This window comes from Micromonospora acroterricola (assembly GCF_003172955.1).
GTDB lineage: Bacteria > Actinomycetota > Actinomycetes > Mycobacteriales > Micromonosporaceae > Micromonospora > Micromonospora acroterricola.
This window is the reverse complement of sequence record NZ_QGKR01000144.1, coordinates 1-24,727: the sequence shown is the minus strand read 5'-3', so window position 1 is coordinate 24,727 and position 24,727 is coordinate 1. Positions and strand designations below refer to the sequence as shown.

The following is a 24,727-nucleotide window of genomic DNA, read 5'->3' as shown; positions in this document are numbered from 1 at the left end:
AGCCAACCGTCTCCCAGCACCTGAAGTGTCCTGGAGGCCGCCGGGCTCCGTGGTGCGCAGCGTGCAGGCGCAGTGGCCTATCTGCACGCTGCGCACCGAACCGCTCGACGGTCACAGCCGAGGGCTGGGGTCAACGCTCCAACAGGCGCATGGCGGCTTCGTCGTGGGTGTCGCCGACAGCGGGAGGAAGGTTGTCGAGCTTCTCGATCTGTTCGGCGGTCAGTTCCACGGCGTCCGCAGCGCTGTTCTCCTCGACGCGTGCCACGCGCTTGGTGCCGGGGATGGGGGCGATGTCGTCGCCCCGGGTCAGCAGCCAGGCCAGTGCGATCTGCGCCGGGGTGGTACCCGCTTCGGCGGCTACGGCTTGGACCTCGTCTGCGAGACGCAGATTGCGCTCGAAGTTCTCGCCGGTGAAGCGCGGGTTGTTCTTACGCAGGTCGGTCTCGTCGAAGCCGCTGGTCGAGCGGATCTGCCCGGTGAGGAATCCGCGTCCCAGGGGCGAGTAGGGCACGAAACCGATGTTCAGCTCGCGCAGCAGGGGCAGCACCTGTGCCTCCGGGTGCCGGGTCCAGAGGGAGTACTCCGACTGGACGGCAGCGATGGGATGCACGGCGTGGGCTCGGCGGATCGTCTCCGGTCCGGCCTCGGACAGGCCGATGTGGCGGATCTTGCCCTCGGTGACCAGTTCGGCCAGCGCCCCGACGGTGTCCTCGATGGGCGTGTTCGGGTCGACTCGGTGCTGGTAGTACAGGTCGATGTAGTCGGTGCCCAGCCGCTTGAGCGAGCCTTCGACGGCGGTGCGGATGTTGGCCGGGCTGCTGTCGAGTTGCCCCGCCCCGCCGCCCGCATGCGAGATCATGCCGAACTTCGTCGCCACGACGGCCTGGTCCCGGCGGCCGTTGAGCGCCTTGCCGAGGAGTTCCTCGTTGATGTACGGGCCGTAGACCTCGGCGGTGTCTAGGAACGTGACGCCCAGTTCCAGGGCCCGGTGGATGGTGCGGATCGACTCGGCGTCGTCCGTGCCGGCTCCCGTGTAGGCGTAGGACATCGATACCAAGCCCAGACCGATGCGGGAGACGTCCAGGTCCCCCAGCTTGATGTGCTTCATGACAGTTCTCCGTTTCTCGAGCAATTCGTACGACTTGTTGGGTACTGCGAGCGGCTCCGCCGCTCGGGTGGGACGGTCAGGCGACGGGGATCCAGGTGAACCGGCCGTCGGGGCGGCGCTCGGCGCGTCCGAAGACCACGTCGGCGAAGTGGTTGCCGTAGCCGATGGTGTCGGGGCGGCTCAGCTCTTCGACCAGGCGGCGGCGGTACTCGGCGGCTTCGGCGGGGTCGTGGTCGATGCCGCAGCCCCATTCGGGGTAGGTGACCTGGACCGGCGCGTGCATTGCGTCGCCGAACGCGATGAGCCGCCGGTCGCCGCCGGTGATGGTGTACGTGATGTGGCCGACGGTGTGTCCGACCGAGAACGAGGCCCGCACGCCGGGGAAGATCTCCTCGCCGTCCTCGACCGTACGGACGCGCGGTGCGAAGGCGGCCAGACGTTCCTCGGTCGCCCCGGCCCCGGCGGCCAGGTCGCGCCGCTCCCACTCGGGTGCCGCGACGAAGTGGGGGGCGTGCGCGAACGGCGGCGCATCGGTGCCAGGCTCGGTGCTCCAGGCCCAGCCCAGGTGGTCGAGGTGCAGGTGGGTGAGGGCGACGGCCTCGATCTGGCGCGGCTCGCGGCCCAACTGGCGCAGGCCGTTCAGCAGCTCACCGCCGTAGATGCTTCCCAGCATCGGGTTGGCCGGGTCGTCGGGGTGGGACTCGGGTCCGAACCCGGTGTCGATGAGCAGCGCCCGGTCACCCCGCTCGACCAGCAGCCCGCCGACGGCTGCGGGCAGGAAGCCGCCGTCGTCGAGATGATCGGGGTTGCCTGCCCAGTCCGCGTCGGTGGCGGCGGGCAGCCAGCCGCTCGGCTTGCACAGCGCCAGCCCGTCCGGAACGTAGGTGATCTTCAGTTCACCCATCTGGAGCGAACGAACACGCGGTGCGCTGGTCAGCCGTACACGGTCGAAATCGGTCGTTGTGGCCATATTGGTCCTACCTCGCGCTCGAAGAGGTGCCGCCGGTCGACGGCACCTGGGAAAGTTACAGCTTGAATAGCTTTAGCTGCAACTATTTGAGTCGCAGTAGACTCGTGCTGTGGCCACCGAGCGCGAGACCCAAGCCGACCGTCAGTTGTGCGGGCTCGTCAAAGACCTGGCCAGTCAGATCGAAGCCCACCTTCGGGCCCGGGCGGCCACCCTCGGTCTCACCGCCTCACAGGGCACCGCGCTGCGCGAGCTGTCCCACCCCATGACCCTGCGCGAACTCGCCGAACGGATGAGCTGCGAGCCCTCCAACATCACCTTCGTCGCCGATCGCCTCGAAGGGCAGGGCTACCTCGAACGCCATCCACACCCCGAGGACCGCCGCGCCAAGCAGCTCATCCTGACCCCCAAGGGCGTCGAACTCCGCGACCGCCTCCTCGAGTTGCTCTCCAAAGACTCCCCCCTGGCCCCTCTGGCCCCCGAAGAGCAGGACGTCCTGCAGCACCTCCTCACCCGCGCCCTCATCCGCTGACCCGCCATCTCGGCGTCAGGGCGCGCAGGTTCGCCGGGACCTCCAGCTTGCGGATGAGGGGACGTGCCAGCGGGACTCGCCGCGGTGCGTCTTGACCTTCGCGCCGCCGGAGCCCTTCTTGGAGACCGCGGTCGCGGCCTCGGTCATCGAGGTGCCATCCCCTCCTTCATCGCGGCGATGAACACGCCAGCAACCAACTGGGCGTCGGCCGAGCCGCCACCTCGGTGGCGGTCTCTGGCGGGATGGCGTACGTCGGCTGGTGCGGGCCGTGCGACAACGCCGGCTTCGCCCGGGGCCTGGCGGTCGGCAAGGTCAACGACGTCGAGGACAACCCGCAACTCGGTCTACGTGGCCGCCCCCCGGCCGCGGCGGCACCTGCGCGTTCGACCTGGCCCAGCTCTGACCGTCGGACGGCCGGCCGGGTCCCTGAGAACCCGGCCGGCCCACGGTGAGCATTTGTGGTCAGAGGGTCTTGACCTGGCCGCCATCGAGGACGAACTCGGCGCCGGTGGTGTTGGCGGAGCGGGCGGAGGCAAGAAACAGCACCAGGTCGGCGACCTCGCGGGCCTCGGTGATCCGGCCGGTGCTGATCGCCATGCTCTGCGGCACGACCTCGTCGAGCGCCTGCTGGGCGGTGACACCCGCGCCGGCGGCAACGGCGTGCGCGAAACCTTCAGGCCCGGTCCAGAACGGGGTCCGCACCGGACCGGGCGAGACGGCGTTGACCCGCACACCGCGCGGCGCGAACTCCTCCGACAGGGTCTTGGTCAGGTTGGCCACTGCCGCCTTGGCAGCGGAGTAGTCGACCACCATCGGGAACGGCAGCCGGGCATTGATGCTGCTGATGTTGACGATCGTCCCGCCGTTGTCGAGCAGGGCGGGCAGGGCCGCCCTGCTCGTGCGTACGGCGCTGAAGAACGTCACGTCGAACACTCGCGCCCACTCGGCGTCGTCGACGTCGAGGAATCCTGACCGGGCGCTGCCGGCGCCAACGTTGTTGACCAGCACATCCAGGCGCCCGTACGTCGACAGCGCGGCGTCGACGAGCCGCTGCGGGGTGTCCGCGTCGGTGATGTCGGCCAGCACCACGGTGGCGCCGCGCGCGGCCAGGGCGTCGAGCTCTGGCGTGCTTGTACGGCTGCTCGCCACCGCGTGCGCGCCCTCGTCGAGCAACGCCGCCACGGTGGTCAGACCGATGCCCTTGCTCGCGCCGGTGACGATGGCGACCTTGCCCTGCAGTTCGAGATCCACTATCACTCCCAATTGTTGACTGATCAGTTCCTAATTCGGGCAGCAAAAAGTCAGTCGAGGGCGCCCAGGGCGACCTCCACGGCATTGTCGAGGAACGCTCGATCCGCGCGGGCCTTGCCCATCACCCGCAGACCCTGCAGGAACGTGGTCAGGAACTGGGCCAGCTCCTGCGGTTTCTTGTCCGCAGCGATCTCCCCGCGGACCCGCGCCCGCTCCAACGCCCCGGCCAGGGCCGACTCGATCTGACCCATCGTCCGCGAGACCTGCCGCACCGTGTCCGGGTGCGCCGAGCGCTCGGTGGCCGCGTTGACGAGCAGGCAGCCCAGCTCCGGATCGGCCAGGTCGGCGTCCACCAACTCCGAGAGCACCGCCCGGAGAGCGGGACGCACCTGCTCCGCCCGGTCCAACACCTCGATCAGTCCTACCGCGTGGCGCTGGCAGTAACGGCGAAGCGCCAGTGCGTAGAGCTGCTCCTTGGATCCGAACGCCTTGTACAGGCTGCCCCGGGCGATTCCGAGGCCCTCCACAAGATCCTCCGTCGAGGTCGCCTCGAATCCCTGACGCCAGAACAACTCCATCGCACGGTCCACCGCCGCGTCGATGTCGAATGTCCTGGGCCTACCCATGCGACAACCATAAGAGTAGGGAACTGATCGGTCCACAACTGTGGGGAGCGTCATACGGACGGGGTTGAGCAGCTGCAGCCCGCCAACCCCGACACCTGCCCACCAAGGCTCGTTGCGCTCAGGCGGCGGACCGGCGCGCCGGGTGCGGCGACCGTGACGGAGTCCGCCGAACCGCGATCTCTGACCGGCACACCCGGCCAGGCCGACGGCGGGCCCCGGACCGGGGCCGGCGTCCAGCCGGCGGTGGAGCTTCTTACCCGCTCCACCGCCGGCCCGCGCTCTCGGAGTGCGGCACGGCCGCCGCGCGGCGTGGCGCGCCGGTTGTTACGCAGCCGCGGCGAAGTCGACGGAGCTGGTCAGATCTGCCCACTCCTCCGCCTCGGCGATCTGGTTCCTGGAGTGGTCCAGGGCGATCCGGAGCGCGTCGGAGCCGATCAGCAGCCGCAGCGGAGGTTCCGTGGTCGCGGCGATCTCGACGATGGCCTCGGCGGCCCGGGCCGGGTCACCCGGCTCGTTACCCGTGTAGTCGGCGAGCATCCGCAGCCGGGCGCCGACGGTCTCGTCGTACTCCTCTCGGACCGGTGCCGCGGGCTCGGCCGCACCGCCGGCCCAGTTCGTCCGGAGCCCGCCGGGCTCGACGATCGTCACCGTGATCCCCAGCGGTGCCACCTCGCTGGCGACGACCGCCGAGTAGCCCTCGACGCCGTACTTGGCGGTCTGGTAGGCGCTCAGGCCGGCCGTGCCACCCACCCGGCCCCCGATCGAGGAGATCTGGATGAGGTGACCGGAGCGCTGACGCCGCATGACCGGCAGGGCGGCCCTGGTCACGTTGATGACACCGAACAGGTTGGTCTCGACCTGACGGCGGAACTCGTCCTCCGGGAAGTCCTCGGCGGAGGCCGTCGTGGCGTAGCCGGCGTTGTTGACGACGACGTCGAGGCTGCCGAAGCGCTCGACGGCGCTGTTCACGACGGCCCGGCTGTCCGCCGGGTCGGTGACGTCCAGTCCCACGGCGAGCAGGCGGTCGCCGTGACGCTGGGCCAGGTCGGCGAGCTGCTCCGGGGTCCGGGAGGTCGCCACCACGTTGTCGCCGGCGGCCAACGCCACCTCGACGAGGTGGCGGCCGAGGCCCACGGAGCTGCCGGTGATGAGCCACGTCTTCGACATGATTTCCTTTCTCGGCCCCTCGGTGGCGCCGCACGACGCCCGAGGCCCTTCGCTTCAGTAGTGCCACATATATGTAGCGCTTACTAAGCATCATGCCCCTCCAGTGTGGCGATAGCTAAGTGAGCTGCCGCACAGGTGTAACCTGTGAGCGTCATGAGAGCTGATGCGGCACGCAATCTCGACCTGGTCCTGAAGACAGGTGCTCGCCTGCTCGCCGAGGATCCGGCGACCAGCATGAGCACCATCGCGTCCACGGCCGGGGTGGACCGACGCACGCTCTACCGCCGATTCGCCACCCGGGAAGCGCTGCTCAGCGCCGTCTTCACGGCCAAGCTCGACGCCGTCGACCGCGTGTTCGAGCAGGCACGGCTCGACGAGGCACCGGTACCGGTGGCACTGCACCGCTACGTGGAGGGCATCGTTCCCGTCAGCCGGCAGTGGCCGGTCGACATGCACCGGATGATGCGCAGCGAGCCGACCGCGTACGCGCGGGCGCAGGAGCAGAGCGGGCGGCTCAACCGGTTCGTCGAGCGAGCCGTGAGCGACGGGTTGTTCCGGGATGACCTGCCGGTCGAGTGGATCCGTGCGCTGCTCGACCAGGTGGTCGCCACCGCCGCTCACCGGTTCACCGACCTCGAACCGCCCGAGGCCGCCGACCGCGTCGTGGAGGCGCTGCTCAAGGGCGTCGGCTCGCACTGACCGCAGCAGCGACCGGGGCGGGTTGGACCACACCGCCCACGCCGGACCGTCGGGTCAGATCACACCCACGCCGGTCGGCAGAACGCCCGGCACCGCCCGTCCTAGGCTCGACAGGGTGTGGCGACCGGAGTGGGTGCATCAGGTGCATGGCGTTCGGGCCATGAGCGGGACCGCGATGGCCCGGCGCCGGGCCGTTGCCGTGACACTGGCGCTGGAACTGCTGCTTGTCGCGCTCGGCTTCGTCGTGGCGCAGCAGGTCGATGTCGACGGTGAGAGCAAGCCGAAGCCCGTGGCCAACCACCTCGGCCCCGACTTTGTCGACATCAGGACCGTGCCGTCCGTCCCCACCGCTCCCGCGACGGTGCCCGGCGCGGCCAGCGGCACCTTCACCTGGGACTGCGGCCGTAATGAGATCGGCCACCGCAACACCGCCAACATCGTGATGGCGCCCGGATATCCCGGCCAGGCGCATCACGTGCACGACTACGTCGGCAACGTCTCCACTGCCGTCAACTCGACCCCTCGCACCCTCGCACGCGCGGCGACCACCTGCCAGAACGGTGACCGGTCGACCTACTTCTGGCCGGTGCTTCGCACAGTCGGGGCCGGCGGGGCAACGGGCCACACCGGCCACGACGGTGAGATCCAGGTGCCGGTGGAGCTGACACTCACCTACTTCGGCAACCCGAAGGGAAACGTGGTGGCGATGCCGCAGCAGCTCGCCGGCACGGTCGGGGATGCCGTCGCCGTCACCAACGGCGATGCGAACGCGGCAGCGACGTGGACCTGCTCCAGCACGCCGGAACGCCGTACCACGGCGTATCCCGTCTGCCCGGGAGGCGACCGGGTGCTGCGGGTCTACGACTTCCCGAGTTGCTGGGACGGCCGGCGGACGGACAGCCAGAGTCACCGCAGCCACCTGGTATTCCCCTCCAGGAACGGCGACTGCCCCCACGGCACGTTCCCGGTGCCGCGGCTGCGGGTGACCCTCTCGTACGACATCCCGCCGGGCGTCCGGTTCCAGATCGATGCCTTCGACGGTCAGCGCAACAGCCCTCTGACCGACCATGCGTTCGTCGTCAACCTGATGCCGGAGCCGCTGATGGGAAGGGTCGTGGCCTGCCTCAACAGCGGGCAGGCCTGCCGGGAAGGCTGACCGCCGCCAGGGCGACGGGCCGCTCCGGCCCCTCGCGCTGGCGGCCCGGCCGTCGGCACCCGAGCAGGTCGTACCCGGCGGCCCGGCGTACGCCCTGCCGTGGCCTCACTGCGGGCGGCCGACCTCGAACCGGCCGTCGGACGACTTCACCGTGACGCTGATCGTTTTCGACACCCCGGCAACCTGGGCGGAGCAGGAGAAGCGATTGTCCACCGTGACCGACTGCCCCGTCGGGCAGGCGACGTTGTTCGCGTCGAGCTGGTAGTCGTCGCGCAACACCGTCAGCACCCCCTGCTGCAGCGCCGCCGTGTCGAAGACCTTCCGGTTGAGGAAACCGGGCCACACCAGGCCGAGTACGGCCACCAGCGCGACCAGGGCCACGACCGGGCCGGCCACGCCCGCCACGAGCTTCGGGGAGATTCGCCGCCGGCGCTCGGCGCCTGCGCCCGGGACCGTCGAGGCCGGTCCCCACTGCGGCGGCGGAGCCGGTGCCCAGCGGGGTGCGGGCGGGGGTGCGCCGTTGTCGTCGGCTCCGAAGCCCCCGTACGGCTTGGTCATCGTCGTCTCCTCCGGGTTCAGCGAGCGGCGGCGGTGGTGGGCATGTCGACCACCTCGGGCAGGGGCTTGGTCCTGCCCCCGGTCGGATTGATCGCGAACCAGGTGCCACCGACGCCCTGGCCCTTGATGTCGCCCGGCCTGGTGTCCTTCGAGAACAGGTAGACCGGCCAGCCGGCGATGGTCACCTGGCAGGTGCCGTCGGCCCGCTCGACGTAACCGACCAGCTGCGGGTTGATCCCGCTCGGGTAGATCTGGCCGGGCGACCTGATGAGCAGCGGGGGCCAGGTCTCGGCGCAGTCACCGTTGCAGTTGGACTTCGACGGCTTGGCCGTGTCCTTGTCGAACCGGTAGAGCGTCATGCCCTTTCCGTCGGCGGCGTACGTGCCGATGTCGGCGGACGCGGTCCCGTTCAACTGCACGATGTTGCTGCCCCGCCCCTGGTCCGGCGCGGGCGAGAGCGAGACGTTCGACGGCCCGCTGTAGATCTGCACGCGACGTTGGGTCTTCGCCACCGTGGGTTTCGGCAGCGGGGTCACCGGAGCCTCGACCACCTCGGGGTTCTGTTCCGGGGTCGCGGCGGCCGAGACGGTGGGGCTCGGCTGGTCGACCGCCGGGGCGGCGGCCGGCGCCGCGGATCCGGCTTCCTTCTCACCACACGCGGCCAGGGCCGCCAGGCTGGTCAGTGCGATCGCGGTCCGCGCGATCCGGCTGCGCAACAACATGTGTGCTCTACCTCGTGTTCGGGGAAGAACCGTGCCCGTACGCGCGGTCCGGCACCCACACGACTCGATTGGCGAAGTGGTTCACCGCGGCGGCGGGAAGAGCCTCCGGTCACGAAGCCGAACTTTGTGCTGAACCGTTTCGGGGCGCCGTCCGTGTGGGTGGCGGCATCGGCGAAAGACGGTCCACGAGAGACCGCCTGACGAGCCGGAGAGACCCGAAGAGACAAGGGAGCGGAAACGTGGCTACCTACCACATCGTCAGCGAGGACATCCAGGAGTCGGCGAGCTGGCTGAAGCAGAACATGCAGACGCTGCTCGACGGGATGACCCAGGCCAAGAGCAAGATCGACACCCTGATCCAGGGCGGCTACAACACTCCGGGAGCCCAGCAGCAGTTCGGCCCGTACTTCGAGGAGTACAAGGGCAGCGTGGACCAGACCCTGCACGGCATGGAGGGCATCAGCCAGTACCTCACGCAGGTCAGCGACGCCTTCTCGGACACCGACACGCAGACCGCCAGCAGCCTCGGCCGCTGACGACCGGACGGTCTCGGGGCCGCGTGGTGAGCAGATCACCACGCGGCCCCGACCGTTTGTTCCGACGGACCATCCGACCAGGAGAACCACGTGCGCCTGTTGCTCACCGTTGCGGATCCGTCCACCGTCGTCACCGACTACCAGGTCGAGGCGAGCCCCGAGAACACCGTCGGGGAACTCGCCGAGGCGCTGGCCGCGCGTCGCGCGGAGCCCGGTGACACGCCCCCGACGATCTTCGTCGCCGGAGCGCCGCTGGACCCCCGGCTCACCCTCGCCGAGGCACCCCTGCGCCAAGGCGCGCTGCTCGGCCTGGACCGCCCCGTACTCGAGGCTCCCCCGCAACCGCCCGGCCTGCTGGAGGTACGGGTGGTCAGCGGAACCGACGCCGGCAGCGTCCACCACTTCGACATCGGCGAGCACTCGATCGGTGCCGCGAGCACCAGCCGCGTCCGCCTCACTGATCCCTCCCTCGCCGCCGTGATGGCCTGGATCCGAGTCACCCCGGACGGCGAGTGCCGTCTGCGCCCGGCCCAGCCCGGGCTGCTGCTCGACCGCGTCGAACTCGAAGGCGACAAGGTGTGGGCTCCCGGTGCGCAGCTTGCCGTGGGTTCATCCATGCTGGAACTACGCCGCCCGGTCCGGGCGGAGGCCGCACTGCAGATCTCCGAGGACCGCACCGGCCTGGACTACAACCGCCCGCCGCGGTTGCTCCCCGCAGCCCGGACCACCCAGTTCTCCCTTCCAGGGCCACCGTCGCCGCCCGACCGGCGACCGATCGCCCTGATCACCGTGTTGGCCCCGCTGGTCGTGTCCGGGGCTGCGTACCTCGTCACGCGGAATCCGCTGACCCTGCTCTTCGCCGCCCTCTCACCGCTGGCGTTGATCGCCAGTCAGGTCGGTGCCCGCCGCCAGGGGAAGGTCACCTACCGCACCCGACTCGCCGAGTACGAGGCGAAGAAGAAGCGGATCACCGCCGAGGCACAGGAGGCACTGACGGCCGAGCGGCTGGCCCGGCGGGACAACTTCCCCGACCCGGCGGCGGTGCGCCTGATCGCCGTGGGGCCGCAGCGTCGGCTGTGGGAACGGCGCCGCACCGACCCCGACTTCCTTGAGTTGCGAGCCGGCAGTGCCGACCTCCCGTCCGAGGTGGTGCTCCGGGATGCGAGCCAGGACGAGCACCGCCGGGAGATCCGGTGGAGCGCGCTCGACGTGCCGGCGACGGTGCCGGTGCGCCAACACGGCGTGGTCGGCATCGCCGGCGGTGCGGTCGCCCGCGCCACGGCCCGGTGGATGGTGGCGCAGGCGGCGACCCTGCACAGCCCAGAGGACCTGCAGATCTATCTTCTCGCCGGCGCCGGCGACGAGGAGGGCTGGTCGTGGGCCGGCTGGCTGCCGCACGCGACACCGCGCGACGGCCAGGACACCCTCGCCACCGTCGGTGCCGACACCCAGACCGTGGCCCGGCGGGTCGCCGAGCTGATCGCCGTCATCTCGGCCCGCTCCGCCGAGCGGACCGACGGCGCGTTCCGCGACATCCTCGTGGTGCTGGACGGGGCACGCCGGCTGCGTTCCCTGCCCGGCGTGACGCAGATCCTGCGGGAGGGGCCGTCGGTCGGGGTGCACGCGATCTGCATCGACGCCGAGGAGAAGCTGCTGCCGGAGGAGTGCCAGGCCGTCGTCGCCGAGCAGGCCGACGGAACGCTGCTGGTCACCCGGACGCTCGCCGCCCCGGTTCCCGGGGTCCACCCGGACCTGGTCTCACTGGACTGGCTGCGCACCGTTGCCCGCGCACTGGCCCCGCTGCGCGACACCGGTGGCGCGGACGACGGGGCCGCCCTGCCGGACGCGAGCCGGCTGCTCGACGTACTGGGCATGGAGCCGCCGGAACCCGACGCGGTGGCGGCGCGGTGGACCACCGGGGGCCGGACCACCGAGGCCGTGCTCGGCGTCTCGCTGGACGGGCCGTTCGCCCTGGACCTCAAGCGGGACGGGCCGCACGCCCTGGTGGCCGGCACCACCGGATCCGGCAAGTCCGAGCTGTTGCAGACCCTGGTCGCCTCGCTCGCCGTCGCCAACCGACCGGACGCCATGACCTTCGTCCTGGTCGACTACAAGGGCGGTAGCGCGTTCAAGGACTGCGTCCTGCTGCCACACACCGTCGGCATGGTCACCGACCTCGACACCCACCTGGTGAGCCGGGCGCTGACCTCCCTCTCCGCCGAGCTGCGGCGGCGGGAACACATCCTCGCCGAGGCGGGGGCGAAGGACATCGACGACTACGTCGACCTGCTGCGCCGCGAGCCGACCCGGACCCCGATGCCGCGGCTGCTGATCGTGATCGACGAGTTCGCTTCGATGATCCGCGACCTCCCGGACTTCGTGGCGGGTCTGGTCAACATCGCTCAGCGGGGTCGGTCACTCGGTATCCACCTGGTGCTGGCCACCCAGCGTCCGGGCGGTGTGGTGTCGCCCGAGATCCGGGCGAACACCAACCTGCGAATCGCGCTGCGGGTGACCGACAGCAGCGAGAGTCAGGACGTGCTGAACGCTCCGGACGCGGCCTCGATCTCCAAGTCGACGCCCGGCCGTGCCTTCGTACGTCTGGCGCAGTCGTCGCTGGTGCCGTTCCAGGCCGGACGGGTCGGCGGGTTCCGTCCGGGAGTTCGCACCACCACCCGGCAGGTTCCGTGGCTGGCACCGCTCTCCTGGCCGGACCTGGGGCGGTCGGCGCCGACCCGGCCGGGCGTCAAGGCTGAGCCGTCCGCCGAGCTGACCGACCTCGCCGTGCTGGTCGAGGCGATCCGGGGCGCCAGCGTGCAGCTGGCCCTCCCGCCGCAGCACAGTCCGTGGCTGCCGGCGTTGCCGAACGCCTTGACCGTGGACGCGCTTCCCGCCGCCCGCGGCAGCGGCTACCACCTGCCCTCGGTGGCCTACGGCCTGGTGGATCTTCCGGCGCAGCAGGATCAGGTGCCGCTCGAGCTGGACCTGGGGACGCTGGGGCACCTGCACGTCATCGGTTCGTCGCGCAGCGGCCGGTCGCAGACGCTGCGGACGATCGCCGGGACGGTGGCCCGTACGCACTCGGCGGCGGACGTCCACCTCTACGGCATCGACTGCGGCAACGGGGCCCTGCTCGCCCTCAGCGACCTGCCGCACTGCGGTGCGGTGGTGCAGCGTACGGAAGCCGAACGGCTCGGCCGACTACTCGCCCGCCTCGTCGGCGAGTTGGGACGGCGGCAGCAGCTGCTCGCCTCCACCGGCTCTGCGAGCCTCGTGGAATACCGCGCCGGCGCGGCCGAGGCGGACCGTCCGCCCCACATTCTGCTGCTGCTCGACCGGTTCGAGGTCTTCGACAAGACCTTCGCCGACTACGACAACGGCACCATCATGGCGGCTCTCCTGACGCTGCTGCGGGAGGGCGCCGGGGCCGGGATCCACGTGGTGCTGGCCGGCGACCGGAGCATGTTCTCCACCCGGATCTCGTCCACCACGGACGACAAGTTGGTGCTCCGACTGACCGAGCGCAGCGACTACAGCATGGTCGGCATCAACTACCGGCAGCTGCCCGACGAGATCGAGGCGGGCCGGGCGATCCGGGCGGTCGACAGCGCGGAGGCGCAGATCGCACTGCTCGCCGACGACAGCTCCGGTCAGGGTCAGGCGCGGGCGCTCGCCGAGATCGCCGAAGCGGTCCGGCTCCGGGACGCCGATCTCGCCGACGCCGCCCGCCCGTTCCGGATCGACGTGCTGCCGGACGAGCTGACCCTGGCGGAGGCTTGGACGCTGGCGCGGCCGGCCCAGCCACTCTGGACGATGGTCGGGGTGGGCGGCGACGAGCTCACGGCGATCGGCCCGGACCTGGAGAACATTCCCACCTTCATCCTGGCCGGACCACCGCGCTCGGGTCGGAGCACAACGCTGCTGACGATGGTCGCCGGCCTGCTGGAGAAGGGGACACCCGTGGTGATCGCGGCCCCCCGCCGGTCGCCGCTGCGGGAACTGGCCGGCCTGCCCGGGGTCCTCGACCTCGTGACCAGCGAGAACTTCACCTCCGCGGGACTCGCGGCGGCCCTGGACGGGCGGACCGGACCGGCCGTGGTCGTCCTGGACGACGCCGAGCAGCTGCTCAAGTGCGACGCCGGCAGCGACCTGGGGGAGATCGCGCGGGCCGGGACGGAGAAGGGTCTCGGCCTGATCATGGCGGGTGCCATCGACGGCCTCTCCGGCGGCTTCGGCGGCTGGCACGTCGACGCCCGGCGCAACCGGCAGGGCGCGCTGCTCAGCCCGCAGGGCCTCGGCGACGGGGAACTGATCGGCGCCAAGCTCTCCCGTGGCCAGCTCAGCGGCGGACGGCCGGGCCGGGTGCTCGCCCACTTCGGCGACGGCAGGACGCACCTGGTTCAGGTGCCCCGGACCGAACCCGCCGCGCTGCGGACGCTGCTGTCGCGGACGTACGGGGCGGCCTGATCGCGATCGTGTCGTTCCGTACCTTGCGCCAGCCGGACGGGCGGACATGGCGGTTGAGAAACTGACGAGCCTGCTGGTCGCCGGCATGTCACGCCCGTGCGGGTGACATGCCGGCGGCACCGGGAGCTGGCAGGTGGAACAAGTCGGGGGGACACCGCCCCCGGTGTCCCCCCGACGCGACGTCGACAGCTACCCCCTAGCTGCCGACTCCCTGCGGGGAGGCCGCCGGCGGCGTGAGCGCCGGGCCATCACCCTCCCAGGTGAGCTCAAGTGTCCCGATGATCGTGGCGAAGAGCTCGAAGAGCTCCTCCGCCTCCGCCAGGTTCGGGCTCGACCCGGTGACCACCAGGACGTTCGCGGTACCCGGGAGCGGTACGACGGTGTGCATCACGGCGCAACGCATGGTTGCCCCGTCCTGGGTCACGTTCTGGATGCCGTGCACCCGGCCGACCGTGCCGATCGCGGGGATCTGCGCCGTGCTCACCCGGCGCCAGGTCCCGTCGGCGTGAGCCGGTTGCCCGACCGCGGTCAGCGCGCCGAGGATGTCACCGGTCGCCGGTGGGGTGACCACCGAGACCAGCAGGGAGGCGGTGAGCGGGCCGTTCTCGTACAACTGGAAGACGCCGGCGGCGTGCACCGCGCCGGCGCGGCGGGCCTCGCGCACCGACCGGCGCAGCTGCTCGGCGTACTGCCCCGCCTGCTCCTCGGTGAAGCCGCCCTCGCGGGCCCTCGTCCACACGTCGTTCGCCATCCGGTTCTCGCTCGCCTCGTCGGCGACCGGGTAGTCCACCCAGTCCTCCGGCGTGCGCAGCCGGAAACCGGTCGGGGTCGAGACGGTGGTCGTCGCGCCGGTCACTGAACTGACTCCTTCACCGCTGGTCAACTTGCCGCCCCGCTGTCCGGGTTCGTGAGTGCGTTGATGGTCTGCTCGTCCGTCTCCCGGAACGCGTCCGCCACCGCCTTCGCAGCGTCGCGTACCCCTTCGAGGTCCTTCGCCACGACGTGGCGACCGTCACCCCATCGCTTCTCGAATTCGTGGGCCGCCTTCTGCAGGTCACGCTGCCCGAGCGTGTCGACCACATGGCCCATGGACCTGATCGGCGCGCTGTCCATCAGATCCTTGGTGCGCTGCAGCAGGTCGTGCACCCGCTCCAGTTCGGCACCGGGTACGTCGATCACGCTCATGCCCGCACCGCCGCGCCGAGCCTGCCGGTTCGCTCGCTCATCTCCGATTCCCTTCGGGGGCTGTCACAGCAACTCCGCGCCGTACACGGACGGCCAGGCGGAGCGGTTCAACACCTGAACCGATCTTCCGTCGCCTACGTGTGCAGGTCGGCTCCTGGCGCCGGTTGGTTGCCTGCGGGATGCCGAGACGGTGCGATAGGGGAGGTTGGTCATGACGCGTCCGGGTGACGCCGAGTGGTCGGTGTTGCAGCTCGACGCCGATCCGGTGCCTGGTGATCCAGAGTCCTTTGAGGAGATCACGCGTGCCTACCAGGAGTTGGCCAGGACAACCCAGGAAGCCCACGACCTGCTCGCCGGCGGCGGCCAGATCGACGTCGGGCAGGGCAAGGCGATGGAGGCCTTCCGGGACCTGATCGGCAAGCTGCCACCCCGGCTGGACCAGATGGCCCACTCCTACGCCGCCGCAGCCGACGCGTACCTGAGCTACCTTCCCTCCCTCGAAGAGGCGCAGACGATGTCGCTGCGCGCCCTGGACCAGGCCCAGCAGGCCTCCGGCGACCAGGGAGCGGCGCAGGCGGCGGTGTCGTCGGCGCAAGCGGCGCTCACCGCGCTCAGCGGCGACGCGGACGCTGCGAAGGACGCGAAGGACAAGGCCGACGACGAGGTCGCCGCAGCCCAGCGCCGGGCCGACGACGCCCGGCAGGCCCTGGACCAGGCCATGGCCCTACTCGGTCAGGCGACCGCGCTCCGCGACCAAGCCGCCCGCTCGGCGGCCGAGACGCTCCGGCACCTGGCGAAAGACGCCCCGCAGCGGTCGCTCTGGGAGAAGATCGCCGAAGCGTTCCACGCGTTCGTCGAGTTCCTGCGCAGCACCGTGATCGAATGGATCACGACCGTCCTCGACGTGCTCTCCGTGATCGCATCGTTCATCTTCCCGCCACTCGGCGAAGCGATCGGCCTGCTCTCCGGCGCGATCGACCTCGCCGGAGCGGTACTCGGCGGAGACCCGGCCGAGATCGGACTGGCCGCCGGCGGCATGGCCCTCGGTCTGATCCCCGGCGGCCGAATCGCCGCGCGACTCATGAAGTTCGCAGTCAAGGGCGGTAAGGCACTCCCCGGTACCGTCGCCGACGGCGTCAAGAACAGCACCAAGAGCCTCGGCGGCGGAAGCGGCACCCGCAGCGTGGACAACGCTGGCAAGCCAGGGGCCGGAATCGACGCCGCGGTCACCACGGTCGGCATCGGCAAGGTCATCAAGGGGACGTTCTCCTCGATCGGCCAGAAGATCGACGACATCCGCTTCGATCGCGACCTCAAAATTGCGAACAAGAAGCGCGACAAGGATCCGACCCTCATCCTCGGCCAGACCGACAAGGGCCGCCTCAAGACCTTTCATGCCTCGGACGTCCAGTCCACCCCGCTGCACGACAGCACGGGCAAGCAGGTTGGCGTCCTCTTCCCGAGCCGGGCGGGGGACGCGGAGAACCTCACGGACTGGGCCAAGATGGACGCCAACGTCGCCTTCGGCAAGAACGTAGGCGGCAAGGCGGACATAGCCGGTCTCAAGGTGATCCGGAGCCTGCCGGGGCGGGATGCCACCTTCCAGAACAATCGCTACCTGCCCGCACCGTGGAGCAACTTGAGGAGCGACCCGATCGCTGTCATCGCCCACGGCAGCCCGGAGAGCGCCGCCGTGACCCTGAAGAACGGGAAGGTGGTGCACGTACCAGGCACTCAGTTCGCCAAGGTCGTGCACTACGACGACGTCTTCACATCGGCCGCGGGCGCGAACCCCAAGAGTTCGATCGCACTGATCTCCTGCAACTTCGGCAACCCCGCCGGCAGCGCCGGCCAGGACTTCGCCAACACGATGCGCGACCTCGGTAGCAAGCGGCCGGTCTTCGCGGCGACCGAAATCGTGCAGGCGACCCGGGGCGTGGACGAAGACGGACTGCTGACCGACCCCGGTCGCACCATCGCCACACTGGCCGTCGAGAACGGCGGCGAGTTCATCCGTATCAAGCCGAACTGACGAGGGGGCGGCCGATGAACGAGCGCAACGAGTCCACCAGCCAGCGCAACTGGATGCTGCTGCTGGACAGCGAATGGGACGGGCCCGGCGACCAGGATCCGGACGCGGGGGAGGCGCCCCCGGTGGAGACGATCGTCGGTGGGTGGCTGGTCGACGACGACGGGGCCCTGGGGCACTTCGAACCCAACCCGCTCTACCGCCCCCGGAACGCGGACTCGCCCACGAGCGCGGTGGACGCGGCGGCGAAGTTGGTCGCGGCCGGCCGAGCCGACATCGACCTGGTCCTACTGGCCTTGCGGGACAGCGTCGTCGAATTGGCGCTCGACGAGACAGGTGACCCGATCGTGGCATCCGCCCCGGACGGCGTTCCCTGCGTGGTGGTCGTCACCGGCGCCGCCGACCAGGTTCGGATCGACGTGCCGGGATGGCGGCAGGTCGACCTGTACGAGCTGCTGCGGCTGCTGCCGACCGACCTCGACGTGCTGCTCAATCCCGCCGGGCCGCGCGCGATGCGACTCCTCGCGAGCGCCCTGCGCGACGCCGCCGGCCAGACCGCCGATGAGCCGGCCGCCCGGCACCCGTCCGATGAGTGAGGTATTCATGCGTACGCTGTTCCGTGCCGCGTTACGCCGGTCGTCCCGGCTGGCGAAGGGCCGGTTGCTCGCCACCGGTGCCGCGTTGGTTCTCCTGCTGCTGCCGCTGTCTCCGGGCACGGCGAGCGCGGTGGAGCCCTCGGTGCCGTACTGGGTGGTGCCGGGCGAACCCGGCACGGAGAGCGACCTGACCCTGGCCGGGGTCGCCGACCGGGTGCTTGGCGAAGCCCGGCGCGCGCCGGAACTCTTCGAGCTCAACAAGGGGCGGACACAGCCGGACGGTCTCGCGTTGACCGATCCGGGGCAGCCGATCATGGCCGGCTGGGTCTTCATCCTTCCCGAGGGCGCGGTCTCCGGCGAGATCCGGATCGGCACGCCGCCGACGGTCACGCCGACAGGGGGCCAGCAGCCCGCCGGCCAGCAGCCGGGTGCGCCGCCCGGGGGCGGTCAGCCGCAGCCGGCCGCGCCGGGAACAGCGCAGCCGGCCGCGCAGGTGGACGACGGCGAAACCCTGATCCTCGGTCTCCGACCGGTCACCGCGGCGCTGCTCATCGTGGGCGCGCTGCTGGTGCTGGCCGTCGTCGTACTGGTGCCGATCCTGCTGGGACAGCGCCGTCGCACGGCCGGGTCCGCCCGCCCGGCGCCGGCGCCGGGCTCCCGGGCGGTCCTGGACCGCGCGTTGCGGCAACTCGCCACGCAGGCCGGCCAGGCCCAGGTGTACGCGGCGCTGCTCGGCCCGGACCGGGTCTCGCTGCGACTGGCGCCGGCGCTGCCGGAGGCCCCACCTCCGTGGCAGGCGCGGCAGCAGGGTGCGATCTGGGAGGCGCCGAGCTGGCAGCTCGACCAGAACCCGGACGACACCGCTGGTCTTCCGCTGCTGGCCACCGTCGGAACGGTCGGGGGCGAGCTGGCCGTCGTCAACCTGGGACGTGCGCCGGGCATCGTCGCGCTCACCGGGGACCCCGCAGCCTCGATGCGCGTCGCGGGCGCCTTCCTCGACGAGATCGGCCGCCATCCCGCAGCGGCGTCCGTGACGATCAGCCTCGTCGGCACGGCGTCTCCCCCGTGGTCGGTTCCGGAGCGGGTCCGGGTCGTCACCGACGCGCGGAACGTCCTGGTGCCGGCCGGCAACGGTGCTGCTCACCAGTCGGAGACGCTGCGCGACCACCTCGTGGTGGTCACCACCCCGATCCCGCCGGCTGAGCTGGAACGCCTCGGCGCGCTGGCGGCGGTGTCGGACGGGACGGCAGCGGTACTGGTCGTCGGCGACGCGCCGAACGCCGCCTGGCGGTTCGAGGCCGACGCCGATGGGTCTCTCGATGTCGGAGTGCTCGGGCTGCGCCTCGATCGTCCGACGCCGCGCGGTCGGCTCGTCCCGGGTCGCGGCTGACCGGCCTCTCCTGTCCAAAGTCGATCGATTGGTGTGGCGATGAAGGCAATCATTCCCCGTACGCTGCTCGGCTCCCTGGCACTGTCCGTGGCGCTCGCGAGCGCGTGCACGACCACGGTGACCGATCCGGTCGCCATGCCCCAGCGGGACTCGGGCACCAGCACGCAGCAGCCGGAGTCCGGAGCAGCGCAGCAGCCGGAGGGGCGCGGTCCGCAGAACGTTCTGGGGCGGCGCAGCCCCGACAACGGTTACTGGCCGGCGTCGGTGCAGCTCGGAGACAACCCGGAACTCGGCCCGATCGTGCTCGACGGGCAGGGTTTCACCCTCTACCGGTTCGACAGGGACAGCTCTTCGCCGTCCCAGTCGAACTGCACGGAAGGCTGCCTCATGGAGTGGCTGCCGGTGCTGGTCAGCGAAAAAATCAAGTTCGAGAACCTCGACCCCGCCAAGCTCGGCGCGATGGCCCGTCCCGACGGCACCCAGCAGGTGACCGTGGGCGGGTGGCCGGTCTACCGCTACGCCGACGACAAGGTGCCCGGGCAGATCTCCGGGCAGGGCGCCGACGGGCTCTGGTTCGTGGTGGCCCCGGACGGCGCGAAGGCCGCCGCGCCGGGCGGCCAAGGTATTTGACGGCGCAACGACGTGAGCAGAAATACACATTCGTCAGCGATCTCCCGTAAACGGGAACGCGACAGGCATCCTGGTGACCCGTGGGCACCGGTGGGAGCCGGCGTCGTGGGGCCAACAGAGGGTGGTACGTATGGCGGGGTTGAGGCCCGTTCGTCGTCAGGCAGTAGCAGACGAGGCCTTGGTCCGATCCCTGTACGAGGAGCACGGACGCGCGATGCTCGCGTACGCGACGCAGCTGACCCGGGACCGCGCGGCCGCGGAGGACGTGGTCCAGGAGGCGCTGGTACGAGCGTGGCGTCACCCGGACAGCCTCGTCAACGGCAAGGGCTCCGTACGGGGGTGGCTGCTGACCGTGGTACGCAACATCGTCACTGACACGGTGCGCGCCCGCAGGGCGCGGCCGACGGAGGTCGCGGAGAGTCCCACGGAGGTCGCGATCGAGCGGGACCACGCCGACCAGGTGGTCACCTCGATGGTGGTGATGGACTCCCTCAACCGCCTCTCGCGCGAGCACCGTGAGGTGCTTGAACAGGTATACCTACTCGGGAGTACAGTCGCGGAAGCCGCGAAGGCGCTGGGTATCCCGCCGGGCACGGTCAAGTCACGCTCCTACTACGCACTCCGGGCACTGCGCGACGTCGCTGGACGCCCCGCCGGGGTGGAACGGTCTGCCTCATGAAATCCGACAGCTCGATGCCAGCCAGTGACCACACGGACATCGGTGGCTACCTGATGGGCGCGCTCGACGATGAGCAGGTCCGGCAGGTAGAGGAACACCTTGCGGGCTGCGCGGATTGCCGGACAGAGGTCGAGTCGCTGCGGGAATGGACGACGGCGCTCCAGGCAGTGCCGGACGCGATGCTGCTCGACGGCCCGCCGGAGGGCGGGGACCTGCTGTTGCAACGCACCCTGCGGCAGGTCCGAGGTGAATCGTCGGGCCGTCGCCAACGCCGTGGCGTGGTGCTGAGCGCTGCCGCGGCAGTGGTCCTCGCCGCCGCCGTCTCCGGCGGCGTCGTTCTCGGCCGCACGACCGGCGAGGCCCCGGACATCGAGGCTCAGCCCGGACCGTCCGCCTCGGTGTCCTCTGCCGACCCGGCGATCCGGTACGCCAGCGCGTCCGACCCGGGCACCGGTGCCCGGCTGACCGTCGCCATGACGCCGGCGCCGGGCTGGGTGCGGATCAACGCCGCTGTCTCCGGGGTCCCCCAGGGGGCGCGCTGCCACCTGCTCGTCGTCGGCAAGGACGGCAGCACCGTGCTGGCCGGCAGTTGGCTGGTGTCCGAGAAGGGGGCGGCCGACGGCACCACGCTCGACGGCAGCGCCCTGATCGACCCGGCCCAGGTCGACAGCGTCCGGGTGGAGACCACCGACGGCAAGCCGTACGCCAGCGTGAAGCTGTAGCCGGACGGGCCCGCCCCGATCGACGACTCGGCCGGGGTGGGCCCGCCGACGCAGGTGGCCGCCGGGTTCGCTCCCGGACGACGTGCTACCGGTACTTCTCCAGGCACGGCGTGATCTCACCGGCGGAGAAACCGTCGCGGAACGCCTCGACCCGGGCGAACCCGGAGGGGATGCCGCCGCCGTTGACGTCCGCGGCGATCAGGCTCCGCGGTGCGAGCATCTCGGCCACCGCCTCGTCCAGGTCGCCCGGGGAGAGCTGCAGGACCGCGCCCCGGCCCACCACGATCGTCGCCGCCCAGGCCCCGGTCATGCACGCCGTGCGCTGTGCCGTGGCCAGCCCGGTGAGCGGATAGCCCTCCGCCTGCTGCCTCGCGAGCGCGTAGCGGGAGGCCACCTCGGCGAAGGCGGCGAAGTCCCCCATGCCACCCTCACCCTGCTCCGGGGCGGTGCCGAGGCGACCCAGCTCGGCCAGGTCCAGCCCGACGGTGTTGGTGGCCGGGCAGTAGGAGGCGGGCCTCGTCCGGGTCACCTCGGGGCACGGCGACACGGACTGGCTGATCGCCGGCCACTGGGCAGCCGACCCGTCGAACGCGGCCCGCAGCGTCTCCTGCAGGGCGAGCAGCGAGTCCCGGTCGTCCACCGGCAGGTTGCCGGTCACCTCGTCGGTCGGCGACGCCTGGCCGCTGGCCGGCTGGGTGATCCGCCGCCGTACCTCGGCCTCGTCGATGCGGGCGCACCGTCCGGGGGCGTCACCGAAACCGAACTGGAACGCCGAGACCCGGTCGAACGCGTTGCCGTGCGCCCCCTCGGCGTCGAATCCGGTACCGGCGCCGTCGCGGATGAAGAACAGCGTGGCGAGAATCTGGTTGAGGCCGGGCCCGGTGGACAGCTGGAAGTGCGGAGCGTTGCCCTCGGCCACCCACCGGAAGAAGTTCCCCGCATAGCAGTCGGCCTGCTGTTCCTTGACGATGGAACTGGTCTGCCCGTCGACCGAGCCGAGCCGGAACTGCACGGCGTGCCCCAACTCGTGCGCGAGGACGGCCACCACCGCCATCGGCCCGAACGAGTCGTTGAGCGTGGGAAGCAGTCGTCCCCGGTCCCAGGCCACCGAGTCGTCGAGCGCACAGTAGAACGCGTTCACCGCGCCGGCGGTGCTGGTCTTGCAGACGGTGACGTCCGGGCCCGTGGAGTCGTACGAGATGAGCCGGGTGACGGGGTCGAACCGGCGATCGAAGGCGGCGGGCAGCTCGTCCGCCCAGTACTTCTGTACGTCGGCGACGGCGTTGCGGGCGAGCCGGTCCAACTCGCCGCCGTCACTACCATCCGCGACCAGGCGGGTGTCGGGTTCCCCGGGCCGGGGACCGCTCTCTCCCGTGGTGATGTCCAGGCCGGCGACCTTGGTGGCGCTCCAGCGCTCGGCGGTACCGGTCCCGTCCACGGTACGGGTGCAGCCGACGAGAAGGGCCGCCACCGCGAGGGCCAACCCGCCGAGGGCGGTCGCCCGTCCGCCGCTCACCGCCCGCATGATGCGAAACGTCATCTTCCAGCACCTTCTTGACGTCGCGGCACTGTCAGGCGCCGCTGTTGGGGGAGGCCGGCCGGGAGCGCGCCGGGGCCACCGGCGCGGCGCGGATACGAAGACGGGTGTGCCGGCCCGGCGAAGAGCCGGACCGGCACACCCGCTGGGTGAGGTCGGACGGTCAGCTGAAGCGGACCGAGGCGACGGCGTCGTCGAAGCCGATGGTCGCCAGGTTGATGACGTCGCCGTTGATGACCTGCGACTTGCCGGTGCAGTTGGGGCCCGTCCAGATCTTCAGCGAGCCGGGGGCCGCGACGGAGGAGGCGACGCCGGGACGCGCCAGGTCCTGGCACTCGTTGCTGCCAGCGACACCCTGGGAGGCGCCGTTGTCGCTGAAGTTGGCGTCGTCGAAGAAGACGGCGCTGGTGGCGGGCGGAGCGGTCGCGTCACCGTTGTCCGGGGTGGCCTGCCCGCCGTCGTTGACGCCAGCCTTGCCGCCGTTCGGAGTCACGCCGAACCAGGTGCCCCCGACGCCCTGGCCGAGGGTGTCACCGCGCTTGGTGTCCTTGGCGAAGCGGTACACCGGCCAGCCGTTGATGGTGACCTGCCGGGTGCCGTCGGCACGGCGGACCGTACCGACCGCCGACTTCTTGATCCCCGCGATGAAGATCTTGCCGCCCGGCGTGACCGTCACGGGCGGCCAGGTCATCGCGCAGTCCCCGTTGCAGTTCGAGGTGGGCGGGTTGTTGCTGTCCTTGTCGAAGCGGTAGAGGGTCAGCCCTGCACCGTTGACCACCACCGGGTCGAGGTCCCCGGCCTTGCTCGCGGTCAGCTGGACCCACTTCTGCGCGGCCTGGAGGGCCGCCCCGGTCGCGACGCCGCCGTTCGGCACGGCCCAGTCGCCCATGCGCGGGGCGGAGTTGTTGGACTTGGCGGTGCCGGCGAGCCGCGAGAGGTCCTCCGCGCCACTCCCGTTGACGGGGGCCGCGGCCTGGCTGCTGGCCGCAGGGGAGGCTTGGGCCGGTGCCGGCGCCTCGGGGGTCGAACTGCACGCGGTCAGCGCCGCGAGGCCGGCTGCCATCACGGCGACGAAGGGCACCAGGTGCTTGCGCATCATGTGAAATCTCCAGGTTCTACCCGGCTCCAGTACCTCCGGAAGCCGTTCGGCATCCACACGGAGCCCGCCCGGAAACGGTTCAGCCCACATTCGATCGCTCCGTCGCTCCACATGAGGGTGACGGCCCTGCCGGCACGAACAGCGGTGGCGGGGCGGCGGTCCAAGGACCGCCGCCCCGCCAGGGCCTGTCTCGGTCAGGGGGTGATGCGTCCGGCGCCGGCACCCGCGATGACGGTCGCCTTCACGCCGCTGGCGGCGTCGGCTTGGTAGGCGTACGGGATGGTGGCGACGTCACCGGCGCTCTCCGGCGCGCCGGAGTTGACGAAGACGTTGTTGCGCTGGACGAGGTCGCCCGGGCCCGATTCGGCGTAGCCGACGGCGGTCGGCCGGGTCACGTTCTCGAAGTAGTTGCCCTCGACGAGCACGCCAGCGCCCATGGTGGACGCGACGCCGTAGTCAGAGCCGAAGTAGTAGTTGTTGAACACGTGCACCGGGTCACCGAACCGGACCCGGGGGTGCCGCTCCTTGCTGCCGTCGAACCAGTTGTGGTGGTACGTCACGCGCAGATGCCCGATGTCGGCGGTGTGCCCGTCGTCATGGCCGAGCAGCATGCTCTTGGTGTGGTTCATGACCCGGTTCCAGGAGACGGTGACGAAGTCGGACTCGCGCTTGATGTCCAGCGCGCCGTCGTAGCCGCCGTCGAAGGTGTTGTGGTCGACCCAGACGTTGCGCGAGTTCTGGACGTTCACCGCGTCGTCGTCCCAGCCCCGGAACGTGAGGTTGCGGATGATGACGTTGGTGGCGCTGCTGACGTTCAGCCCGTTGTCCAGCGTGGCGTTGCCGACGCCGAGCACGGTCTTGTTGGAGCGGACGTCGTTCATCTTGTCCGGCATGGTGAGCGAGCCCTGCACCCGGATGATCAGCGGTGACGCCGACTCCAGGGCGTCCGCGAGTGCCTGGCCGTCAGAGACGGTGACCGTCTGGCCACCCGCACCGCCCGTGGTGCCGCCGTTCTGGGTGGCCCAGCCGATCAGGCCGGTCTGCGGCGGGTTCGGCGGCGGGGTGGTGGTC

23 protein-coding genes are annotated in these 24,727 nt (G+C 70.8%); 11 read left to right on the top strand and 12 right to left on the bottom strand.

Annotated features, from left to right (window positions below; translation table 11 throughout):
- Positions 1–130: 130 nt before the first annotated feature.
- Together DKT68_RS07155 and DKT68_RS07150 are read right to left on the bottom strand one after the other, a co-directional pair.
- Positions 131–1,108 carry an aldo/keto reductase gene (locus DKT68_RS07155; RefSeq protein WP_109816625.1) on the bottom strand — a complete coding sequence of 326 codons (978 nt, stop codon included), beginning with the start codon at positions 1,106–1,108 and terminating at the stop codon, positions 131–133.
- Between the two features lie 76 nt (positions 1,109–1,184).
- Entirely contained in the window at positions 1,185–2,012 is an 828-nt protein-coding gene (locus DKT68_RS07150) for an MBL fold metallo-hydrolase (RefSeq protein ID WP_236646764.1), read from the bottom strand.
- Positions 2,013–2,187: 175 nt separating this feature from the next.
- On the opposite strand from DKT68_RS07150, the gene DKT68_RS07145 reads away from it, so the two are divergent.
- On the top strand, positions 2,188–2,607 hold the full coding sequence (locus DKT68_RS07145) for a MarR family winged helix-turn-helix transcriptional regulator (protein WP_109816623.1): 420 nt from the start codon (positions 2,188–2,190) through the stop codon (positions 2,605–2,607).
- A 462-nt stretch (positions 2,608–3,069) separates the two neighbouring features.
- Here DKT68_RS07145 and DKT68_RS07135 read toward each other — a convergent pair whose 3' ends face one another.
- The 3 genes from DKT68_RS07135 to DKT68_RS07125 form a co-directional block, all read right to left on the bottom strand.
- Entirely contained in the window at positions 3,070–3,858 is a 789-nt protein-coding gene (locus DKT68_RS07135; RefSeq protein WP_109816621.1) for an SDR family NAD(P)-dependent oxidoreductase, read from the bottom strand.
- Positions 3,859–3,908: 50 nt separating this feature from the next.
- The gene (locus tag DKT68_RS07130; RefSeq protein WP_109816620.1) at positions 3,909–4,484 is read right to left on the bottom strand and encodes a TetR/AcrR family transcriptional regulator; all 576 of its coding nucleotides are present in this window, start codon (positions 4,482–4,484) and stop codon (positions 3,909–3,911) included.
- 324 nt (positions 4,485–4,808) lie between these two features.
- Positions 4,809–5,651: an oxidoreductase gene (locus DKT68_RS07125; RefSeq protein WP_109816619.1), complete on the bottom strand. Its 843-nt coding sequence runs from the start codon at positions 5,649–5,651 to the stop codon at positions 4,809–4,811.
- Between the two features lie 153 nt (positions 5,652–5,804).
- Between DKT68_RS07125 and DKT68_RS07120 the strand changes: the two genes are divergently transcribed.
- The gene (locus DKT68_RS07120) at positions 5,805–6,350 is read left to right on the top strand and encodes a TetR/AcrR family transcriptional regulator (RefSeq protein WP_109816632.1); all 546 of its coding nucleotides are present in this window, start codon (positions 5,805–5,807) and stop codon (positions 6,348–6,350) included.
- Positions 6,351–6,510: 160 nt separating this feature from the next.
- The gene (locus DKT68_RS07115) at positions 6,511–7,506 is read left to right on the top strand and encodes a DUF1996 domain-containing protein (protein WP_236646763.1); all 996 of its coding nucleotides are present in this window, start codon (positions 6,511–6,513) and stop codon (positions 7,504–7,506) included.
- 105 nt (positions 7,507–7,611) lie between these two features.
- Here DKT68_RS07115 and DKT68_RS07110 read toward each other — a convergent pair whose 3' ends face one another.
- Together DKT68_RS07110 and DKT68_RS07105 are read right to left on the bottom strand one after the other, a co-directional pair.
- Complete coding sequence (locus tag DKT68_RS07110; protein WP_109816618.1) at positions 7,612–8,064, bottom strand: DUF4333 domain-containing protein; 453 nt, start codon at positions 8,062–8,064, stop codon at positions 7,612–7,614.
- A 17-nt stretch (positions 8,065–8,081) separates the two neighbouring features.
- Positions 8,082–8,786: a hypothetical protein gene (locus DKT68_RS07105; RefSeq protein WP_109816617.1), complete on the bottom strand. Its 705-nt coding sequence runs from the start codon at positions 8,784–8,786 to the stop codon at positions 8,082–8,084.
- Between the two features lie 239 nt (positions 8,787–9,025).
- On the opposite strand from DKT68_RS07105, the gene DKT68_RS31110 reads away from it, so the two are divergent.
- Together DKT68_RS31110 and DKT68_RS07095 are read left to right on the top strand one after the other, a co-directional pair.
- Entirely contained in the window at positions 9,026–9,322 is a 297-nt protein-coding gene (locus DKT68_RS31110) for a WXG100 family type VII secretion target (protein ID WP_158674886.1), read from the top strand.
- A gap of 90 nt (positions 9,323–9,412) precedes the next feature.
- Entirely contained in the window at positions 9,413–13,789 is a 4,377-nt protein-coding gene (locus tag DKT68_RS07095; RefSeq protein ID WP_109816616.1) for an FtsK/SpoIIIE domain-containing protein, read from the top strand.
- A 196-nt stretch (positions 13,790–13,985) separates the two neighbouring features.
- Here the strand turns inward: DKT68_RS07095 and DKT68_RS07090 are convergent, their stop codons facing one another.
- Together DKT68_RS07090 and DKT68_RS07085 are read right to left on the bottom strand one after the other, a co-directional pair.
- Positions 13,986–14,645 carry a hypothetical protein gene (locus DKT68_RS07090; protein ID WP_109816615.1) on the bottom strand — a complete coding sequence of 220 codons (660 nt, stop codon included), beginning with the start codon at positions 14,643–14,645 and terminating at the stop codon, positions 13,986–13,988.
- Positions 14,646–14,668: 23 nt separating this feature from the next.
- Positions 14,669–14,974, bottom strand: coding sequence for a hypothetical protein (locus DKT68_RS07085; RefSeq protein ID WP_109816614.1), 306 nt, complete (start codon positions 14,972–14,974; stop codon positions 14,669–14,671).
- 211 nt (positions 14,975–15,185) lie between these two features.
- Here DKT68_RS07085 and DKT68_RS07080 point away from each other — a divergent pair, with 211 nt between their 5' ends.
- The 6 genes from DKT68_RS07080 to DKT68_RS07055 all read left to right on the top strand — a co-directional run bounded on the left by DKT68_RS07080 (position 15,186) and on the right by DKT68_RS07055 (position 21,020).
- Positions 15,186–17,006, top strand: coding sequence for a putative T7SS-secreted protein (locus DKT68_RS07080; RefSeq protein ID WP_109816613.1), 1,821 nt, complete (start codon positions 15,186–15,188; stop codon positions 17,004–17,006).
- Between the two features lie 14 nt (positions 17,007–17,020).
- On the top strand, positions 17,021–17,599 hold the full coding sequence (locus tag DKT68_RS07075) for a type VII secretion system-associated protein (protein ID WP_109816612.1): 579 nt from the start codon (positions 17,021–17,023) through the stop codon (positions 17,597–17,599).
- A gap of 7 nt (positions 17,600–17,606) precedes the next feature.
- The gene (locus tag DKT68_RS07070; RefSeq protein ID WP_109816611.1) at positions 17,607–18,989 is read left to right on the top strand and encodes a hypothetical protein; all 1,383 of its coding nucleotides are present in this window, start codon (positions 17,607–17,609) and stop codon (positions 18,987–18,989) included.
- A 39-nt stretch (positions 18,990–19,028) separates the two neighbouring features.
- Complete coding sequence (locus DKT68_RS07065; RefSeq protein WP_146218307.1) at positions 19,029–19,619, top strand: COG4315 family predicted lipoprotein; 591 nt, start codon at positions 19,029–19,031, stop codon at positions 19,617–19,619.
- 130 nt (positions 19,620–19,749) lie between these two features.
- Positions 19,750–20,298, top strand: a complete 549-nt coding sequence (locus tag DKT68_RS07060) for a sigma-70 family RNA polymerase sigma factor (protein WP_109816609.1) — start codon at positions 19,750–19,752, stop codon at positions 20,296–20,298.
- The gene (locus DKT68_RS07055; protein ID WP_109816608.1) at positions 20,295–21,020 is read left to right on the top strand and encodes an anti-sigma factor family protein; all 726 of its coding nucleotides are present in this window, start codon (positions 20,295–20,297) and stop codon (positions 21,018–21,020) included. The genes DKT68_RS07060 and DKT68_RS07055 overlap by 4 nt, the downstream gene beginning before the upstream one ends.
- 85 nt (positions 21,021–21,105) lie before the next feature.
- Here DKT68_RS07055 and DKT68_RS07050 read toward each other — a convergent pair whose 3' ends face one another.
- The 3 genes from DKT68_RS07050 to DKT68_RS07040 all read right to left on the bottom strand — a co-directional run.
- On the bottom strand, positions 21,106–22,560 hold the full coding sequence (locus tag DKT68_RS07050) for a neutral zinc metallopeptidase (protein WP_201748939.1): 1,455 nt from the start codon (positions 22,558–22,560) through the stop codon (positions 21,106–21,108).
- Positions 22,561–22,720: 160 nt separating this feature from the next.
- On the bottom strand, positions 22,721–23,656 hold the full coding sequence (locus DKT68_RS07045; protein ID WP_109816606.1) for a hypothetical protein: 936 nt from the start codon (positions 23,654–23,656) through the stop codon (positions 22,721–22,723).
- 194 nt (positions 23,657–23,850) lie between these two features.
- Positions 23,851–24,727, bottom strand: an 877-nt coding sequence (locus DKT68_RS07040) for a pectate lyase family protein (protein WP_201748938.1), incomplete at its 5' end; no start/stop codon positions are given.

What these genes read in the sequence shown, in the direction of transcription:
- DKT68_RS07115 (WP_236646763.1), top strand. Translation starts at nt 6,511, where the DNA reads ATGAGCGGGACCGCGATGGCCCGGCGCCGGGCCGTTGCCGTGACACTG.
- DKT68_RS07155 (WP_109816625.1), bottom strand. Translation starts at nt 1,108, where the DNA reads ATGAAGCACATCAAGCTGGGGGACCTGGACGTCTCCCGCATCGGTCTG.
- DKT68_RS07070 (WP_109816611.1), top strand. Translation starts at nt 17,607, where the DNA reads ATGCGTACGCTGTTCCGTGCCGCGTTACGCCGGTCGTCCCGGCTGGCG.
- DKT68_RS07125 (WP_109816619.1), bottom strand. Translation starts at nt 5,651, where the DNA reads ATGTCGAAGACGTGGCTCATCACCGGCAGCTCCGTGGGCCTCGGCCGC.
- DKT68_RS07055 (WP_109816608.1), top strand. Translation starts at nt 20,295, where the DNA reads ATGAAATCCGACAGCTCGATGCCAGCCAGTGACCACACGGACATCGGT.
- DKT68_RS07085 (WP_109816614.1), bottom strand. Translation starts at nt 14,974, where the DNA reads ATGAGCGTGATCGACGTACCCGGTGCCGAACTGGAGCGGGTGCACGAC.
- DKT68_RS07065 (WP_146218307.1), top strand. Translation starts at nt 19,029, where the DNA reads ATGAAGGCAATCATTCCCCGTACGCTGCTCGGCTCCCTGGCACTGTCC.
- DKT68_RS07110 (WP_109816618.1), bottom strand. Translation starts at nt 8,064, where the DNA reads ATGACCAAGCCGTACGGGGGCTTCGGAGCCGACGACAACGGCGCACCC.
- DKT68_RS07105 (WP_109816617.1), bottom strand. Translation starts at nt 8,786, where the DNA reads ATGTTGTTGCGCAGCCGGATCGCGCGGACCGCGATCGCACTGACCAGC.
- DKT68_RS07120 (WP_109816632.1), top strand. Translation starts at nt 5,805, where the DNA reads ATGAGAGCTGATGCGGCACGCAATCTCGACCTGGTCCTGAAGACAGGT.
- DKT68_RS07130 (WP_109816620.1), bottom strand. Translation starts at nt 4,484, where the DNA reads ATGGGTAGGCCCAGGACATTCGACATCGACGCGGCGGTGGACCGTGCG.
- DKT68_RS07045 (WP_109816606.1), bottom strand. Translation starts at nt 23,656, where the DNA reads ATGATGCGCAAGCACCTGGTGCCCTTCGTCGCCGTGATGGCAGCCGGC.
- DKT68_RS07050 (WP_201748939.1), bottom strand. Translation starts at nt 22,560, where the DNA reads ATGACGTTTCGCATCATGCGGGCGGTGAGCGGCGGACGGGCGACCGCC.
- DKT68_RS07075 (WP_109816612.1), top strand. Translation starts at nt 17,021, where the DNA reads ATGAACGAGCGCAACGAGTCCACCAGCCAGCGCAACTGGATGCTGCTG.
- DKT68_RS07080 (WP_109816613.1), top strand. Translation starts at nt 15,186, where the DNA reads ATGACGCGTCCGGGTGACGCCGAGTGGTCGGTGTTGCAGCTCGACGCC.
- DKT68_RS07150 (WP_236646764.1), bottom strand. Translation starts at nt 2,012, where the DNA reads ATGGGTGAACTGAAGATCACCTACGTTCCGGACGGGCTGGCGCTGTGC.
- DKT68_RS07060 (WP_109816609.1), top strand. Translation starts at nt 19,750, where the DNA reads ATGGCGGGGTTGAGGCCCGTTCGTCGTCAGGCAGTAGCAGACGAGGCC.